This window comes from Bradyrhizobium sp. HKCCYLRH1034, from assembly GCF_051168375.1.
GTDB lineage: Bacteria > Pseudomonadota > Alphaproteobacteria > Rhizobiales > Xanthobacteraceae > Bradyrhizobium.
In genome coordinates, this window is the sequence record NZ_JBNPUW010000005.1 from 157,599 (window position 1) to 173,595 (window position 15,997).

A 15,997-nucleotide genomic window follows, 5' to 3' on the forward strand; every position below is an offset into this window, starting at 1 on the left:
GACGTTTCTTCTAGCGCAATCATGAGCGGCGCTCAAGAATTATTTTGAGCATCGCTCAATATTTTGGTTAACAATGTCCAAGACACTGGAAAGACGTGCAAAACAGCGCGAAGCCTTGATCGAGGCGGCCGAGCGGATGATCCGCACGCGGGGTCTCGCGGGTCTGAAGACGCGCGATCTCGCCCAGGAGATCGGCGTCGCCAATGGCGCGGTCTACAATCTCGTCGCCGACGTCGACGAACTGGTGCTGATGGTCGGATCACGCACCTTGGCGCGGCTCGACGCCGACCTGTCCGCAGCCGAGAGCGCGGGCCCTCCCGGCCCCGAGGCTGCGCTGGTGCGCATCGCGATCGCCTATTGCGACTTCGCCGCCCACAATCTCGAGCTCTGGCGCGCGCTGTTCGAGCACCGCATGCCGCCCGAGAAGCCGCTGCCCGACTGGGCGATCGCCGACCAGATGCACCTGTTCCGTCACATCCACCAGCCACTGGCGGCGTTGTTTCCACGGCGCTCTTTCGACGACATCAGCGTCACCGCGCGCAGCCTGTTCTCGGCCGTCCACGGCATGGTCGCGCTCGGCTTGGAGCAGAAGCTCATCGCTGTGCCGCTCGCGGCCTTGCGCGCGCAGATCGCGACCATGGTGAAGGCGATGGTGACGGGACTGGTGGCGGAGGAGACGACCGGCCGGTGACGCGGAGCTCGGCGTCGGGCGCAGCGTCATCGGATGCTGATGCCAACAACAAGTCCGACTGCTTCACGGCACTTCTCTCCTGCTTGCTGTCAGAGCCAATTTGCTGCCATGGCGGCGCGGCTCCCTCCTTGTTCAGCTGGAATTGACGGCGAGAACAAACAACCGCCCCATTGCTTCGCAGTATCATGCCGACGTTCGGACTTGTTCCAGACAACATGTCTGGAACTGCCGTTCCACCGACGCTCGACGACGAGTGTTAGTTCGTGTGACATGTGCAGATCTCGGCGCATGGCCACGCTCATCCGGCCGGCAGAACCTGCAGCGTATGCCGCGCGATCCAGAAAAAACTCCAACGAGTCCATGACGCGCGAGCCAAGGGGAAAATCGTGAGACATCTGCGTGCGCCCAATGACGACCGCGATCCGCCATTCCCGTCCGGCTACGACGACGGCCGGCGTCCGCTGTATGAACAACCGTGGCGCGACGAGCACGATCGGCCTACCCCTGCTGAATTCGCGTCCCGTTACGGCGTGCAGGAGGTTCCTCCGCCGCCACGGGAACGGCGTCTCCTCGGCGCGTTGAGCATGATGGGGCTCGTGGCTGTTGCCGCGGGCGTGGCCGGCTTTGCAGCGACGAGACTTCCGACGCGGTGGACCGCTGCGCTCTCCGCCAAGAGCAGCGCGGCGGCGACAACGACGGCAACAGTCCCATCGCCGCCGGTCCAAGCCGCGCAGACCGTTGCGCCAGTCCAGGATACTCTCCGGACCGGAGCGCTCGCGAGCGCCGCTCCGGCGGTCGCGCCGGACCAGAACGTGCCGCTGAGGGAGGACGACCGTGTGCCGAAGTTCGACACGCGAGTGGCCAATGCCGCGTCGGCGCAGCCGACCAGCACGCGCGCCCCGGTCCAGGGCGTGACCGATACCGAAATCAGCTTCGGAATGGCGGCGCCGTTTTCCGGGCCGGCCAGGGAGATGGGCCATCAGCTCAAGCTCGGCATCGACCTCGCATTCGCTCAGGTCAACGAGGAAGGCGGTGTGCATGGCCGGCAGCTCAAGCTCTACACGGCCGATGATGCCTATGAGCCGACGCGGACGCTGAACGCGATGAAGGACCTTTACGAGCAGCACAAGGTGTTCGGATTCGTCGAGAACTACGGCAGTCCGACGGCCCTGATCTCGGTGCCGTACGCGCTCGAGCATCATGCGCTGTATTTCGGCGCCTTCACCGGGGCTCCTTCGCTTCGCCGCGATCCGCCGGACCGCTACGTCTTCAACTACCGCGCCGGCTACGCCGAGGAAGCCCATGCGCTCGTGAACTATCTCGTCAAGATCCGCAAGCTGCGTCCGCAGGAGATCGGAGTTCTCACCCAGCAGGATGCCTATGGCGACGCGGGGTGGGAGGGCGTCAGCAGGGCGATGCACGGGCTGCGCGGCGGCGCGGGCGACGCCTTCCGCATGAGCTACAGCCGCAACACCGTCAATGTCGACGAGGCCGTCGCGCAACTGCGCCGGCAGAAGCATGCGATCAAGGCGGTGGTGCTGGTCGCCACCTTTCGCGCCGCGGCCAAGTTCATCGAGAAGACTCGCGATCTCTATCCGGACATGACCTACGCGACGATCTCCGGCGTCGGCAGCACCGGCCTCGCCAGTGAGCTGATGGTGCTCGGCCCGCGCTATGCGGACGGCGTCATCTGCACCCAGGTCACGCCGGCGGTCGACGGCTACGCCTCCGTCACCCTGAACTACAAGAAGGCGCTCGACAGATATTTTCCGGGAGAGCCGGCGGATTACTCGTCCCTGGAAGCCTATCTCACCGCCAACATCCTGATCGAAGGGCTGCGCCGCGCCGGTCCCGCGGTGGACACGGAAACGCTGGTCGATGTCCTCGAATCGATGCAGAACTACGAGCTGGGCGTCGGATCGAAGGTGAGCTTCGGCCCCTCCGACCACCAGGCGCTGCACAAGGTCTGGGGCACGCAGCTCGACAAGTCCGGCCAGTATCACGCGATTGATCTCGAATAGGCGGAATGGCTGAACTGGCTTGGGGCCGCGCTCTGCGCAGCGTGCCTGAGCGGGTTGCATTCATCGGCGGTTTCGGCCATATCGGTCGCATGATCAAGACTGAGACCTTGCACGCGAACACGTGGTGGCGCTCCATCTAGGAGCGGCACGGCCTCGTCATTGATTCGCCCGTCGCCGCCGTTCATCGGCCTGCGACGCGGTTCTTGTCATCAACAGCATCGAAGAGCTCGATCGAGCGGCGGTTCTCACTCCTGGAGAACCACGATGCCTCTCTCAATGCCAGAACGTCCCGTCATCCTGACCGGCGACAGAACCACCGGCCCCCTGCACCTCGGCCACTATGTCGGCTCGCTGCAAAACCGCGTCGCGCTGCAATCGACGCATCGGCAATTCCTGCTGCTGGCCGATGCCCAGGCGCTCACGGACCACGCCCACGATCCGGCCAAGGTGAGCCGGAACATGCTGGAGATCGCGACCGACTATCTCGCCGTCGGCATCGATCCGGAGATGACGACCATCTGCCTGCAATCGCACCTGCCGGCGCTGGCCGATCTCACGCTGCTCTACATGAACTTCGTCACGGTGGCGCGGCTCGAGCGCAACCCGACCATCAAGGACGAGATCCAGGCGCGCGGCTTCGGCCGCGATATTCCGGCCGGCTTCCTGTGCTATCCCGTTGCGCAGGCCGCCGACATCACCGCCTTCAAGGCGACCATCGTGCCGGTCGGAGACGACCAGGCGCCGCTGATCGAGCAGACCAACGAGATCGTCCGCCGCATCAACCGCCAGGCGGGCACGGAAGTGCTCCCCGAGGCACGCGCACTGATCCCGAGCGTCGGACGCCTGCCTGGCGTGGACGGCAAGGCCAAGATGAGCAAATCGCAGGGCAACACGATTCCGCTCTCCGCCACCGCGGACCAGATTCGCGATGCCGTCCGCCGCATGTTCACCGATCCCGGCCACGTCAGGGCCGCCGATCCGGGCCGCGTCGAAGGCAATGTCGTCTTCACCTATCTCGACGCGTTCGACGACGATCATGCGGCGGTTGCGGACCTGAAGGCGCGCTACGTCCGCGGTGGCCTCGGCGACAGCGTCGGCCATCACGGACAGCGAAATCCTGCGGATCACCAAATCGGCCGCGCTGAGCGCCCTGCGTGAGCAGCCGGCGTTCTCCGAGATCTTCGTTTCGCACATTCTCGCCCGCACGATCCGCGTCGAGGCCGATCTCATCGATCAGCTGTTCAATTCGAGCGAGAAGCGCCTTGCGCGGGCGCTACTGCTGCTGGCCAATTTCGGCAATGACGGCAAGCCGCAGCGGGTCATCGCGAAGGTCAGCCAAGAGATGCTGGCCGACATGATCGGCACCACCCGCTCGCGCGTCAGTCACTTCATGAACAAGTTCCGCAAGCTGGGCTTCATCGACTACAACGGTCACCTCGAGATCAACAGCTCCCTGCTGAACGTCGTCCTGCACGATCAGCCGCATATCGCAGGCGACAAGTCGGTCGGAGGCAAAGGTCCGCTGAAGAGCTTGTGACCGGGCATCGCGAGATCGAGCTGGGGCCGCCCTGCTCGGCTCGATCCACGCCACCATCACATCATTGCCACCGTCACATCACTGCAGCTGACTGCGCACCGCCGTCGTAGGCGGCTGGAGAAACGCATCGAACCGCTGCTTGACGATGGCGTAGCATTCGCACGATGCTTTCTCGAGGCCGGGCCGGTCGAGCACCTGGATGGTGCCGCGACGATAGCTGATCAGGCCGGCCGCCTGCATGGATTGCGCGGCAAGCGTCACCGACTTGCGATTGGCCCCGAGAATCTGCGACAGGAACTCGTGCGTATACGGAAGCACCGCCCCTTCGGCCCGGTCGTGCATCATCAGCAGCCATCGGCAGATGCGCTCTTCGGTCGAATGCATGGCGTTGCAGGCCACCGTCTGCTGAACCTGGGACAGCAGCGTCTCCGAGTAGCTGACGAGAAGATTGCGCACATGTTCGCTGGAGTCGAACTCGTGCTGCAGCAGCTCGATCGGACACCGGACGGTATGCCCCTCGAGTTGAACGATGCAACGGTTGAAGGAGGCCCGGCTGTACATGGCGGCGAAGAGGCCGAAGGCGCCCTCGCGACCGATATTGGCCGTCTCGATGGCGTCGCCGTTCTCCAGCACGGTCAACAGCGACAACACCGATCCTCTCGGGAAATAGGCATGCCGGAGATGGCCGCCCGCCTCGCAGACCACGGCGCCGAGCTTGAAATCAACGGGCTCGAGGTGCGGCTCGATCCGGCCGCGGCTGTCCGGCGCCAGGGCATCGAGCAGCTGATTGCTCCGCAGATCGCGATCGGTTTGCGCCTTGATCATTCCAAAACTGACAAGCCACGATGAGGGACGGAGGCCACGGCGCAGAGGCGGCTGTCCGCGCCGTCGCCCCCGTTTCTTGGGCGCTCTCGACCGGCAAGTCTGAGCAAAATTGCTCACGAGCTCCCGCACGCAAGGCTTCCCCGCCGCGCCGCAACAACGGCCCTGCTCGCTCATCGCGCATCCGGCGATTTCACTGACTCGGATCGTCCGATTCCGCGCCGGGATTTCCGGCGGCCCGATCGGTCCAGAAGGCGGCCATCCGCAGGCAATGCGCCTGCAGGTCCGGATCGACGGCATCGCGCGCAAGTTGCGTGAAATCGGCCGCCAGACGCAGGCATTCACGAATGAAATTGAGGTCGTTGACGGATTCGGACAGGACACACCCCTTCGACGGGATCCATCTGTCACACGCCCCACGGCTCGCTGTCGGTGGGCCACACCACCGAGCGGCCCAAAAGAATGGCCGCCGAATGAGCGGATCTGGCCGGCGCGCCAACCCGGCCTGCCGCCCGGCTCAAGGCTGGCCGATCGCGCATATGGCGGTTTCCGTGAGGATGGTGCCGCCCACCCTCTGACGGGCTGCAAGAGCGCGCGTCGCGCCGCGGCGCCGGTGCCCGCTCTCCGTGGAAGGTCCTCTGGATGAGCGCGCGGGCACGGCAAGCGTCAGGTGCAACTGCCAAGCGCCCCCTCGACGCGAGCCGGGGCGCCTTTCGCCTCGATCCGGCTCGCGACGAATTGCGCTGCGGCAAACTGGACCATGTCCGCTTTTGCTCAGACTCCGGCCGGTGAACGGCAACACAATAGCCCTACAATATCAAATCGTAAGGAAGAGAGCCGCGGGGAATTTGTAGTCGGGGTGCGTTCTGTTTTGGAGAATCCGCGTGTTGGGACATCAGAGCCAAGATACCGCTTTTCCGATCCTTCTCGAGCGCGCGGGCGTCCGGAATGACATGCGCAGCTACAGGCTCATCCAACAATCTGCGCTCGCCGAATTCAGTCGTGCTGCATTGCAGACCCGCGACATCCACGTCGCTCTTCAGCGCGCCGCCGCGCTCGGTGCCAAGGGCCTCAATGCACCGTTCGCGATGGTGATGGAATTCGTGGCGGACGGAAAGAGACAGCTGGTCCGCGCGGGGTACGGATGGCCGAGCTCGGTCGAACAATCATCGTTCGTCGTGGACAGTACCTCGCCTGCCGGACGCGCCTTCCAGACGGGTCAAGCCATCATCACCGGTCGCGCCCCCCCGGATGGTCGCTTCGAGATACCGGGGCTTCCAGTAGACCGCGGCATCAAGACGTCGATCAGCGTCCGGATCGAACGCGGCGGACGAGGCGGCGGCTATTTCGGCGTGCTCCAGGTCGACAGTCCGGCCCCCCGCCGCTTCGACGAGGCGGACGCTGCCTTCCTCACCGAATTCGCCGACATCGTCGGGATTGCAATCGAGCGCCTGCATGAGGAGACGCGGCTCCGGGACGCCTTGGACCATCAAGCCATGCTGACGCGCGAAATGGGTCACCGCGTCAAGAACAGCCTGTCTTCCGTCGTGGCCATGCTCCGGGTGCAGGCATTCGGGACGGATTCCGTTGAGGCCAAGCTTGCCCTCGGCGAGGCCGGATCGCGCGTAGCAGCCATTGCCCAGGTTCATGATCATCTCTCGCGTGCATCACAGATCGGCTTCATCGACGTCGACGTCTTCCTCATAGACTTCTGCAAGAGGCTGCAACGCGTCGCGGGAGCGCGTATCCTGAACTGCGATGCCCATCCGATGCGGCTGTCGGCCGATCACGCCGTGCCTCTCGGTCTCCTGCTCAATGAGTTGGTCAGCAACGCCGTGAAACATGCCTATCCTGGCCAGGACGGACCGATCGACATCTCCGCCCGCGACATCGACGGTTGCCTGCAGCTCAGCGTGTCCGATCAGGGCGTCGGTCTGCCCGATGGTTTCGACATCGATCAACCGCGCACGAGCCTGGGGTTCCGGATGATCAAGGGGATGGTCCAGCAGCTTCGCGGCCGTCTCACCCTGAGCGCCAACCAGCCGACTGGCACGCGTGTCCTGTTCGAACTGCCGATCCTCCCCCGCAATGAAGCGGTTGTCCCGGCAGCCCTCGTCACCACAGAGCGCCCGGTGCTGGAGAAGGCCCGGTGATCCCTTGCGCGATCATCCCAACGGCCACCGCGGCCGATGCGATCCGCTGCTGACAAGGCTGGCCGCTTGCTCGAACGGCGCCTCTTGTCAGAGCACCTCGTCCACGCTTCGCTGATGGCGACCAGCGCGCTACGCGCTCCATGGTGAGACCACCTGCGCAGGCACGGCGGCATTTACCGGGCGGAAACCGTTGCTGTCGTTGAATGCGAGCATGGCACAGTTGCGCATGGAAGTTCGCGATTCGGCCGGCACCATCCTGCCGGGCTATGGCGACGCATTCTTCGACCTCAGGCTCCCCGGCGATCACCGCCGCGTGGCGCAGACCCTGCTCCGGATCATTCGCGGCGACGACTTCCGCTCACCGGTCCACAGTGTCCACTTCTTCCGGGGCGCTTCCGAGATCGGCTGCTGGTCGGTCGACGACGAGCGCGCGGAGATGAGCTTCGTGGACGAGTTCGCCCACACGCCGCCGGCCGCGGCGTAACAGCTTCCCCGACGAGCCCCCGGCACGCGGCATCGGCCTCATGCGATCCGGGGGTGCGCGGTCTGGTGCCAGGTCCAGGCCGAGCGGATGATCGTGCCGAGATCGGACCGATGCGCCGCGAAGCCGAGCTCCTGCTGGGCAAGATGGGGATCTGCGACCAGGACCGGTGGATCGCCGGCGCGGCGCGCGCGCACCACCAGCGGGACCCGCTCGCCGGTCTCCCTGCCGATTGCATCGACGATCTCGCGCACCGAATGGCCGCGGCCGGTCCCGAGATTGTAGGTGCCACCCGAACCGGTCTGCAGCAGACGCTCCATCGCCGCGATGTGGGCTGCCGCGAGATCGTCGACGTGAACGTAATCGCGCACGGCGGTCCCGTCGGGTGTGTCATAGTCGGTGCCGAAGATCGCAAAGTCCGGCACGTGGCCGAGGATCGCCATCAGCGCTCGCGGGATCAGGTGCGTCTCGGGATCGCGCAACTCACCGATCAGGCCTGACGCGTCGGCGCCGCCGGCGTTGAAGTAGCGCAGCACGATGGCCGACAGGCCGTAGGCTGCCTGATAGTCCGCCAGGATCTGCTCGATCATGTATTTCGAGCGGCCGTATGGATTCAGGGCCGATCCCGCGGCGCTCTCGGGAATCGGATCCCGCCCGGCGTCGCCATAGACCGCGCCGGTCGAGGAGAACACCAGCCGCGCGCAGCCGGCCTCGCGCATGCCCTGCAGCAGGCCCAATGTGCCGACGACGTTGTTCAGATAATATTTGTGCGGATCGGCGACGGATTCGCCGATCGTGCTCGGCCCGGCCAGGTGCATCACCGCGCCGACCGCGTGGGCGCGGATGGTGTCAGCCACTCTGGCGCTGTCGGCGATGTCGCCGACCACCAGCGGTCCCCATCGCACGAAGCGGCGATGGCCGGTGGACAGATTGTCGTAGCAGATCGGCACGTAGCCGGCCCCGGCGACAGCCTTGCAGCAATGAGCCCCGATGTAGCCGGCGCCGCCGGCAACCAGGATCGCTCCGTTGTGACCCATGCATGAAAGCCTTCTGATCAGCAAACGGCTGGACCCAAGTCGCGGATGCGAAATGTGACCCAGCGAGGCGACCGCTGCAACCGGGCAGCGCGCGCCGGCCGGCGTCACCGACAACCGCTTGGCGGCAGGCCGCTCCGTGCTCTTAACGCTCTCGCACCCAGCCGGTCGTCCAAATTGCGGTCAAGTGACGCCGAATAGCTGCTGTCACGCGATGACGGCACGACATCTAGCCGTGAACAGACCTCGTACCGGGCTGCGCCGCTGATTCGGACGCGGTTCGTTCAAGTCGCGTTCTGAACGTTAACGTGAGCGCGCGCGACGTCGCATTCTGGGACATCAGGCGCGGGCTGGTCGCGGCAGCGAATCCGGCGCCGATGTCGTCGGCGCGATCCCGGCGCGGCGATCGCGGGCTGTGACTGTGCTCAACCTGCTGGCCTGTTAGCTGGTTCATCACGGTCCGATCGCCCGCGGGTTCCGTTCGGCGCGCAGATGTCCATGCGCCGCGACGCATGGCTCACGATCCAGAGTCCAGGTGGCACGCGGCGCAGAATGGGGTACGAGTCGTCGGACTGATCAGCGTCGGCCGATGCAGGAGGCGTCCCTTGAGTGAAACACCGAGCAACGTCGACGCGGCGGCGCGCGCTGCATCGACGCCGCCCGCCGCGGCGCCCGGGCTCTGGGCGCGTCTCGGCATTCCACTGCTTGCGGTGATCGCAGCGCTCGCCTTCGTGGCGCTCGCGACCACGCGCTGGAACGCCTGGACCGGCAACGCAACGACCCAGTCGACCAACGATGCCTATGTGCGCGCCGACCTGACGCAGCTCTCGAGCCGCGTGGCCGGCGAGGTGACGAAGGTTGCGGTCAGCGATTTCCAGCAGGTCAAGGCCGGCGACCTGCTGGTCCAGATCGATCCGGCCGACTACGAGGCACAGGTGTCGCAGGCCGAGGCCAATGTCGAAGCGGCGCAGGCGGCGCTCGACAACCTCAGCAATCAGGTCGAGCTGCAATACGCGACCATCGCCCAGGCCGAGGCGCAGCAGGTCTCGGCCGGCGCGGCCGAGGTGCAGGCCAGGCAGGAGGAAGAGCGCCAGCAGTCGCTGTCGCAGAGCGAGGCAGGTACCAAGCAGCGGCTGGAACAGGCAACGGCCGCTTATGCCAAGGCACAGGCGGACGTGCGCGCGAGCCGCGCGGTGATCGCCGCGCAGCGTCATCAGCTCGAGGTGCTCACCGGCACCAAGAAGCAGCGCGGCGCCGATCTCGCCGGTGCCAAGGCCGCGCTCGCCGCCGCGCGGCTCAAGCTCGGCTACACCAGGATCACCGCGCCATTCGACGGCGTCGTCGGACAGCGCCAGGTGCAGGTCGGCGACTACGTCAATATCGGCAGCAGCCTGATCGCGGTGGTGCCGCTGCCGCATGTCTTCGTCATCGCCAACTACAAGGAAACGCAGCTCACCCATGTCGCGCCCGGCCAGCCGGTCGAGATCACCGTGGACTCGTTCCCGGGCCAGAGGCTGCATGGCCGCGTCGAGCGGATCGCGCCGGCCTCCGGCTCGCAATTCGCGCTGCTGCCGCCCGACAATGCCACCGGCAACTTCACCAAGGTCGTGCAGCGCATTCCGGTCCGCATCGCCCTCGACGGCGACCAGCCGCTGCTCGCGCGGCTGCTGCCGGGCATGTCGGTCGTGACCCACATCCGCACCAACGGCCAGGCCGATGGCGCCAAGTGAGACCGATCGCGGACCGCTGTCGCGCGGCGGCCAGGCGGCGCATCCGCTGTTTGCCGTCGGCGCCGTCCTGCTCGGCTCGTTCCTGGCGAATTTCGACAGCCGGCTGACCTCGGTCGGCCTGCCCGATCTGCGCGGCGCGTTCTCGCTCGGTTTTGACGAGGGCGCCTGGCTGTCCACCGCGGCGATCGGCTCGCAGATCGTCATCGCGCCGGCCGTGGCGTGGCTCGCGACCGTGTTCGGTCTGCGCCGTGTGCTGGGTATTCCCAGCCTGATCTATGCGGTGCTGTCCCTGATCATTCCGTTCGTGCGCGACTATCCGACCTTGATCGCGCTCGCGATCCTGCACGGCATGCTGCTCGGCACCTTCGTGCCGGCCACGCTCATGATCATCTTCCGCAACCTGCCGATCCGCTGGTGGCTGCCGGCGATCTCGATCTATGCGATCCGGGTCGGCTTCGCGCTGGATACCTCGACCTCGCTGGTCGGCTTCTATGTCGAGCATCTCGGCTGGCAGTGGCTGTACTGGCAGGGCGTCGTGCTGGCGCCGCTGATGGCGCTGATGGTCTATCTCGGCACCCCGGCCGAGCCCGTCAACCGCGCGCTGCTCGAGAACGCCGACTGGGGCGGGATGCTGCTGCTCGGCAGCGCCGTGGCGATGATCTATGCCGGTCTCGACCAGGGCAACCGACTCGACTGGCTGCAATCGGGCACGGTGATGGCGCTGCTGTGCGGCGGCGCCGCGCTGTTCGTCCTGTTCCTCGTCAACGAGGCGCTCGCCCCGCAGCCATGGGCGCATTTCAACGTGCTGTTCTCGCGCAACATCGGGCTGTCGCTGGTCGTGATCCTGCTCTACACGCTGACCAGCCTCTCGAATGCGTCGCTGGTGCCGAACTTCCTCGTCACCATCACGCAGTTGCGGCCGGAGCAGAGCGGCTCGCTGCTGTTGTTCTACGGCGCGCTGCCGATGGTCGTGCTGGTGCCGCTGTCGATCGTCCTGCTTCGCCATCTCGATCCCCGCATCGTCGTCGTGCTCGGTCTCAGTGCCTTCGCGGCGGCCAATCTGCTCGGCACCCAGATCACCCATGCCTGGGCGCGCGAGGATTTCATCGTCATCGTCGTGCTGCAGTCGATCGGACAGGCCCTGACCTTGCTTCCGATCATCATCCTCGCGCTGTCGAATTCCGATCCGGCGCGAGCGACGTCCTTTGCGGCCTATATCCAGGTGATGCGGCTCGGCGGCGCCGAAATCGGCGTCGCCCTGATGGGAACGTGGCTGCGGGTGCGTGAGCAGGTGCATTCGGCCTATCTCGGCCTCAACATCCAGAGCGGCGATCTCGACGTCGCGCGCGCGCTGCAACGACTGACCGGCTATTTCGCCGCGCATGGCGGCGGCCAGGCCAAGGCCCGCGCCGTCGGGACCTTGGCCGCGCAGGTGCAGCGCGAGGCCAACGTGCTCGCTTATCTCGATGCGTTCTGGCTGTGCTTCTGGCTCGCGATCGCCGCGCTGCTGCTGGTCGCCCTGATCACGCGCGCGCCGTCGGGCCCGTTCTCGCCGACACCGATCGGTCTGAGGGCGGCGTGGATGCGACGGTTCGGAACGTCGACGACGTGAGCGGGCCCGCCCGCAGCATGCGGGGGCGTCGCCTTCTCTCCAACAACGCCGGCGCGCCTCTGCGCCTTTAACCTTCTGACGAAAGCCGAGCCGCACGATCAGTATCGCCGGCGCTGCATGTTGCGCGCCATCTCCGAGAGCTACGACATCTAGCCGTGAACAGATCTCAAACCGTGATTCGCAAGCGATTCGGACGCGGTTCGTTCCAGCCGCGTTCCGAACGTTAACGGCGGTGCGATGATCGTCGCATTCTGGGACATCATGCTCGCGATGATTGCGGCAACTCATCGAGCGGCCATTTCGGACGCTTGATCTTCTTGTAGGGCAACGTCGTCACGTCGCGCGCGACCACGCCGGGCGCATCGACCATGATGATGTCGGCCGCGATCGGCGCAAATGCCGCGCGGAAATGCTGGGCGGATTTCACCACGACGAGCTTGCGCGTGGCAGGATCGCAGCCGAGCTGCGTGAAGAAGTCGGTGCCGAACGCCTGGCAGCGGAACGTGGTGATCACGACCTCGACGCCATTGCTCCCGATCAACGCGCAATCGCCGAGCTTGGCGGGCGTGCCGGCAAGGCCCGTCATCACCATATTCTCCTTCAGCGCCTTGATCTCCCAGGTCGCATCGACGGGATCACCCGACAGCGGCCCGATCTTGCCGCCGATCCGCAGCGGCAGCTTGGCGCCGACGCCGGCATCGAAGGCGATGCGCACCGCGATCGGATCCCAGAGCGGACCGAGGCAGGCATTGCCGATGTTGCGGTCGAGCAGCCGGCGCAGGATGAACGTGGAATCGCCGGGCGCACCGCCGCCGGGATTGTCGCTGGCATCGCCGAGCACGATGGCGCCGTCCTTCGCCAAGGCCTGGTCGAGCGCAGCATCGACGCCGGGCATGCGTTCGGTCACCGCCTCGCGCATGCCGATCAGCTCGTCCGCGAGCTTGCGCGCCAGCGCCTGCGCCTTGGCGCCATCGGGATCGACGGCGGCATCGCTATAGACCAGCACCTTGGTGCCCATGTCAGGCGTGTCGCCCCATCCGAAGCCGTGAACGATCGAGACCGAGACGATGCCGTCCTTGCCTTCCAGCGCGGTGATGCGGTCGACGAAGCTGCGCACCGGCTCGCGCGTGGTGTGCAGGGTGACGATCATGTCGGTGTCGACCAGGGCCTTCTGCAGCTTCAGCCGCTTCTCGGCGAGCTCGGTGCAATGTTTCACCAGATCCTGGGCCCGCTCGAGAATGTCGGTGTGCGGATATTCCTTCCAGCAGATCAGAAGATCGGCGCTTCTGACCATCAGCTCGCTCATGTGAACGTGGGGGTCGAGCGTCGCACCGATGACCACATCGGGTCCGACGATGTCGCGGATGCGCGCGAGCAGCTCGCCCTCGCAATCATCATAGCCGTCGGCGATCATCGCGCCGTGCAGGCCGATCAACGCCATGTCGACCGGCAGCGCGGCTTCGAGGTCGGCGAGGATCTGGTCGCGCAGGGTTTCGAACGCGGCGCGGGTGACGAGCCCGTTCGGCACCGCTGCGGCGACCAGCCCCTCGATCAAGGTCCAACCTTTCGATGGCCCGACCTGCCGCGCCGCCCATAGTGGCCCGCCATGCATCTGCATCTTGTCCGGATGCGTTCCGGCCGGGAAGTAGGCACGCTCGTGGAAGGTCGCGAGCCCCGTCGGCATCGGCGCAAAAGTGTTGGTCTCGGTGGCAAGGGCGGCGGAGAAGACACGCATGGAGGAATTGCTCTTGGTTCGCGCGATGACAATGAGGCGGCCGCAGGGGATCGCATTGCGCCCACGAGCACAAGACTTTGCGACGGCAGAGCACCCGCCGCTCAGCGCATGATGTCGATCAGTTCGCCGCCGCCGGCGCCCTCACCGACTGATCCTCGATCGCCTTGATCGCGACGACGGCGACCTGGGATAATGCCTCGCGGTCGGCGCCTGACGACGCCATCACGCTCATGCCGGTGATCACGGCGGAAACATAGCGCGCGAGCGCAGCGGGGTCGGCGGCTTCAGCCAGATCGCCTTCGCGCTTGGCGCGCTCGAAACGGTGCCGGAGCTGCTCCTCGGTCTGTGCGCGGCGGGCCGCGAGCTCGAACGGCACGTTGGAAGAGCCGGAGCCGCAGGCGAGACCGCCCTGCACCAGCAGGCAGCCGGGCGGATTGGAGGGATCGGTCTGTTTCTCGGCGACGCCCATCAGCATCCGCGCGGTGACCTCGTGGGCGGTCGGCGCGCTCAGCACCTCGTCCATCCAGGCCTCCCGTCGCGCCGTGTAGCGGTCGAGCGCGGCCCTGAGCAGGGCCTCCTTGCTGCCGAACGCGGCATAGAGGCTGGGCGGGTTGATGCCCATGGCATCGGTGAGCTGGGCGATGGTGGCGCCCTCATAGCCATGGCGCCAAAACACCTCCATCGCCTGGTCCAGCGCGGTGTCGCGATCGAAAGTCCGGGGCCGTCCGATGCCCATCTGCAAAACTCCTGTTCCGTCTCCGCCCCGTCTGATTCTTATCTAGTTGTTCTTGAACGCGATTTCTTTGATCTGGCGCAGTCCGCCGAAAGTCGGGCTACTATTTTCGTAGTATCCGTTACATAAGTCTCTTGCGAACGGGTTGCCAGCGCCACATTTGTAGCGAGCACTACAAATCTGGAGCGCGCCAATGCCTTCGTCCGAAATTCGTTCTTCCGGCCGCCTGAAGCGGTGGCTGAGCACCGTCGCCGCCGCCGGCTTGGTGATTGCCGCCGGCTCCTACGCCGGCTCCCAATATTTCCACTTCAGTTCCGCGCCGAATGCGGCCCGCGCCGCGGCCCCCGAACAGGCCGTCCCCGTTACGGTTGCCGTCGTCGAGCCGCGCCAGGCGAGCCTGTGGGACGAGTTCTCCGGCCGGCTTGAAGCCGTCGAGCGGGTCGAGATCCGGCCGCGGGTGGCCGGTGCCATTCTCGGCACCAATTTCACCGAGGGCTCGCTGGTCAAGGCTGGCGACGTCCTGTTCAAGATCGACCCGGCGCCCTACGCCGCCGAGGTCGACCGGGCGCAGGCGCAACTGGAAGCGGCGCGCGCCCGCGCCGCCTTCGCCGCCAACGAACTGGAGCGCGGCGCGCAGCTGGTTGGCAATTCCATCGTGACCAAGCGCGATTACGACCAGCGCGACAACGGCAATCGCGAAGCCATCGCCAACGTCAAGGCCGCCGAAGCGACCTTGCAGACAGCCAAGCTCAATCTCGACTACACGCAGGTGCGCGCGCCGGTCGACGGCCGGGTCGGCCGGATCGAGGTCACGGTCGGCAACCTCGTCGCCGCCGGGTCGGCCTCGCCGGTGCTGACCTCGCTGGTGTCCGTCAACCCGATCTATGCGAGCTTCGACGCCACCGAAGAGCTGGTGTTGCGCGCATTGTCGGCGATTGCCGACGGCTCGGGCAAACGCGGCAATCTCGACCGCATCCCGGTCGAGATGACGACCTCGGGCGGCATCACGGCATCCGGCCATATCCAGTTGATCGACAATCAGGTCAACGGGCAGAGCGGCACGATCCGCGTCCGCGCCGTGTTCAAGAACGAGGACGGCCGGCTGATCCCCGGCCAGTTCGCGCGCGTGCGCATGGGCCAGCCGCAGCAGCAATCGCTGGTGCTGCTCGACGAGCGCGCCATCGGCACCGACCAGGACAAAAAATTCGTGATGGTGGTCGGCGACGACGAGCGCGCTGTCTATCGCCCGGTCAGCCTCGGCGGCAGCGTCGACGGCCTGCGCATCATCTCCGCCGGCCTCAAGCCCGGCGAGCGCGTGGTGGTCAATGGCCTCCAGCGGGTGCGGCCAGGTGCGTTGTTGAAGACGCAGGTGGCCGCGATGGGCGCACGCGACGGGGCGGCCACTGACAACAAGCGACTGGCGCAGCGCTGATCATGATCGACAATGG

The 15,997-nt window shown here is 66.0% G+C and carries 13 protein-coding genes and 1 pseudogene; 10 read left to right on the top strand and 4 right to left on the bottom strand.

Annotation, left to right across the window (positions count from 1 at the left end; all coding sequences use genetic code 11):
- Positions 1-73 precede the first annotated feature (73 nt).
- The 4 genes and pseudogenes from ACQR0W_RS13690 to ACQR0W_RS13705 all read left to right on the top strand — a co-directional run.
- The gene (locus ACQR0W_RS13690) at positions 74-691 is read left to right on the top strand and encodes a TetR/AcrR family transcriptional regulator (RefSeq protein WP_315716620.1); all 618 of its coding nucleotides are present in this window, start codon (positions 74-76) and stop codon (positions 689-691) included.
- Between the two features lie 386 nt (positions 692-1,077).
- Positions 1,078-2,712, top strand: coding sequence for an ABC transporter substrate-binding protein (locus ACQR0W_RS13695; RefSeq protein ID WP_316171328.1), 1,635 nt, complete (start codon positions 1,078-1,080; stop codon positions 2,710-2,712).
- A 264-nt stretch (positions 2,713-2,976) separates the two neighbouring features.
- On the top strand, positions 2,977-3,870 hold the full coding sequence (trpS, locus tag ACQR0W_RS13700; RefSeq protein WP_316171327.1) for a tryptophan--tRNA ligase: 894 nt from the start codon (positions 2,977-2,979) through the stop codon (positions 3,868-3,870).
- A pseudogene (locus tag ACQR0W_RS13705) lies at positions 3,797-4,249 on the top strand (Crp/Fnr family transcriptional regulator); the annotation flags it as partial. The gene trpS and the pseudogene ACQR0W_RS13705, both read left to right, overlap by 74 nt.
- Positions 4,250-4,327: 78 nt before the next feature.
- Here the strand turns inward: ACQR0W_RS13705 and ACQR0W_RS13710 are convergent.
- The gene (locus tag ACQR0W_RS13710) at positions 4,328-4,882 is read right to left on the bottom strand and encodes a Crp/Fnr family transcriptional regulator (RefSeq protein WP_316175098.1); all 555 of its coding nucleotides are present in this window, start codon (positions 4,880-4,882) and stop codon (positions 4,328-4,330) included.
- 39 nt (positions 4,883-4,921) lie between these two features.
- On the opposite strand from ACQR0W_RS13710, the gene ACQR0W_RS13715 reads away from it, so the two are divergent.
- The 3 genes from ACQR0W_RS13715 to ACQR0W_RS13725 all read left to right on the top strand — a co-directional run bounded on the left by ACQR0W_RS13715 (position 4,922) and on the right by ACQR0W_RS13725 (position 7,708).
- Positions 4,922-5,098, top strand: a complete 177-nt coding sequence (locus ACQR0W_RS13715; RefSeq protein ID WP_315716614.1) for a hypothetical protein — start codon at positions 4,922-4,924, stop codon at positions 5,096-5,098.
- A gap of 857 nt (positions 5,099-5,955) precedes the next feature.
- Positions 5,956-7,224 (top strand): sensor histidine kinase, encoded by a 1,269-nt coding sequence (locus ACQR0W_RS13720; protein WP_316171326.1) that lies wholly within the window; start codon positions 5,956-5,958, stop codon positions 7,222-7,224.
- Positions 7,225-7,435: 211 nt separating this feature from the next.
- The gene (locus ACQR0W_RS13725; RefSeq protein ID WP_315753358.1) at positions 7,436-7,708 is read left to right on the top strand and encodes a hypothetical protein; all 273 of its coding nucleotides are present in this window, start codon (positions 7,436-7,438) and stop codon (positions 7,706-7,708) included.
- A gap of 38 nt (positions 7,709-7,746) precedes the next feature.
- Here the strand turns inward: ACQR0W_RS13725 and galE are convergent, their stop codons facing one another.
- Positions 7,747-8,742: a UDP-glucose 4-epimerase GalE gene (gene galE, locus ACQR0W_RS13730; protein WP_315825424.1), complete on the bottom strand. Its 996-nt coding sequence runs from the start codon at positions 8,740-8,742 to the stop codon at positions 7,747-7,749.
- A gap of 602 nt (positions 8,743-9,344) precedes the next feature.
- On the opposite strand from galE, the gene ACQR0W_RS13735 reads away from it, so the two are divergent.
- Together ACQR0W_RS13735 and ACQR0W_RS13740 are read left to right on the top strand one after the other, a co-directional pair.
- A complete protein-coding gene (locus ACQR0W_RS13735; RefSeq protein WP_315753354.1) occupies positions 9,345-10,469 on the top strand; it encodes an HlyD family secretion protein in 1,125 nt (374 codons plus the stop codon).
- Complete coding sequence (locus ACQR0W_RS13740; RefSeq protein WP_315753352.1) at positions 10,456-12,081, top strand: MFS transporter; 1,626 nt, start codon at positions 10,456-10,458, stop codon at positions 12,079-12,081. Before ACQR0W_RS13735 ends, ACQR0W_RS13740 begins: the two co-directional genes overlap by 14 nt.
- Before the next feature lie 259 nt (positions 12,082-12,340).
- On the opposite strand, the gene ACQR0W_RS13745 is transcribed toward ACQR0W_RS13740, so the two are convergent.
- On the bottom strand, positions 12,341-13,816 hold the full coding sequence (locus ACQR0W_RS13745; protein ID WP_316171325.1) for a M81 family metallopeptidase: 1,476 nt from the start codon (positions 13,814-13,816) through the stop codon (positions 12,341-12,343).
- A 118-nt stretch (positions 13,817-13,934) separates the two neighbouring features.
- The gene (locus ACQR0W_RS13750) at positions 13,935-14,552 is read right to left on the bottom strand and encodes a TetR/AcrR family transcriptional regulator (protein WP_315716607.1); all 618 of its coding nucleotides are present in this window, start codon (positions 14,550-14,552) and stop codon (positions 13,935-13,937) included.
- 190 nt (positions 14,553-14,742) lie between these two features.
- Between ACQR0W_RS13750 and ACQR0W_RS13755 the strand changes: the two genes are divergently transcribed.
- Positions 14,743-15,981: an efflux RND transporter periplasmic adaptor subunit gene (locus tag ACQR0W_RS13755; protein WP_315753346.1), complete on the top strand. Its 1,239-nt coding sequence runs from the start codon at positions 14,743-14,745 to the stop codon at positions 15,979-15,981.
- Positions 15,982-15,997 lie beyond the last annotated feature (16 nt).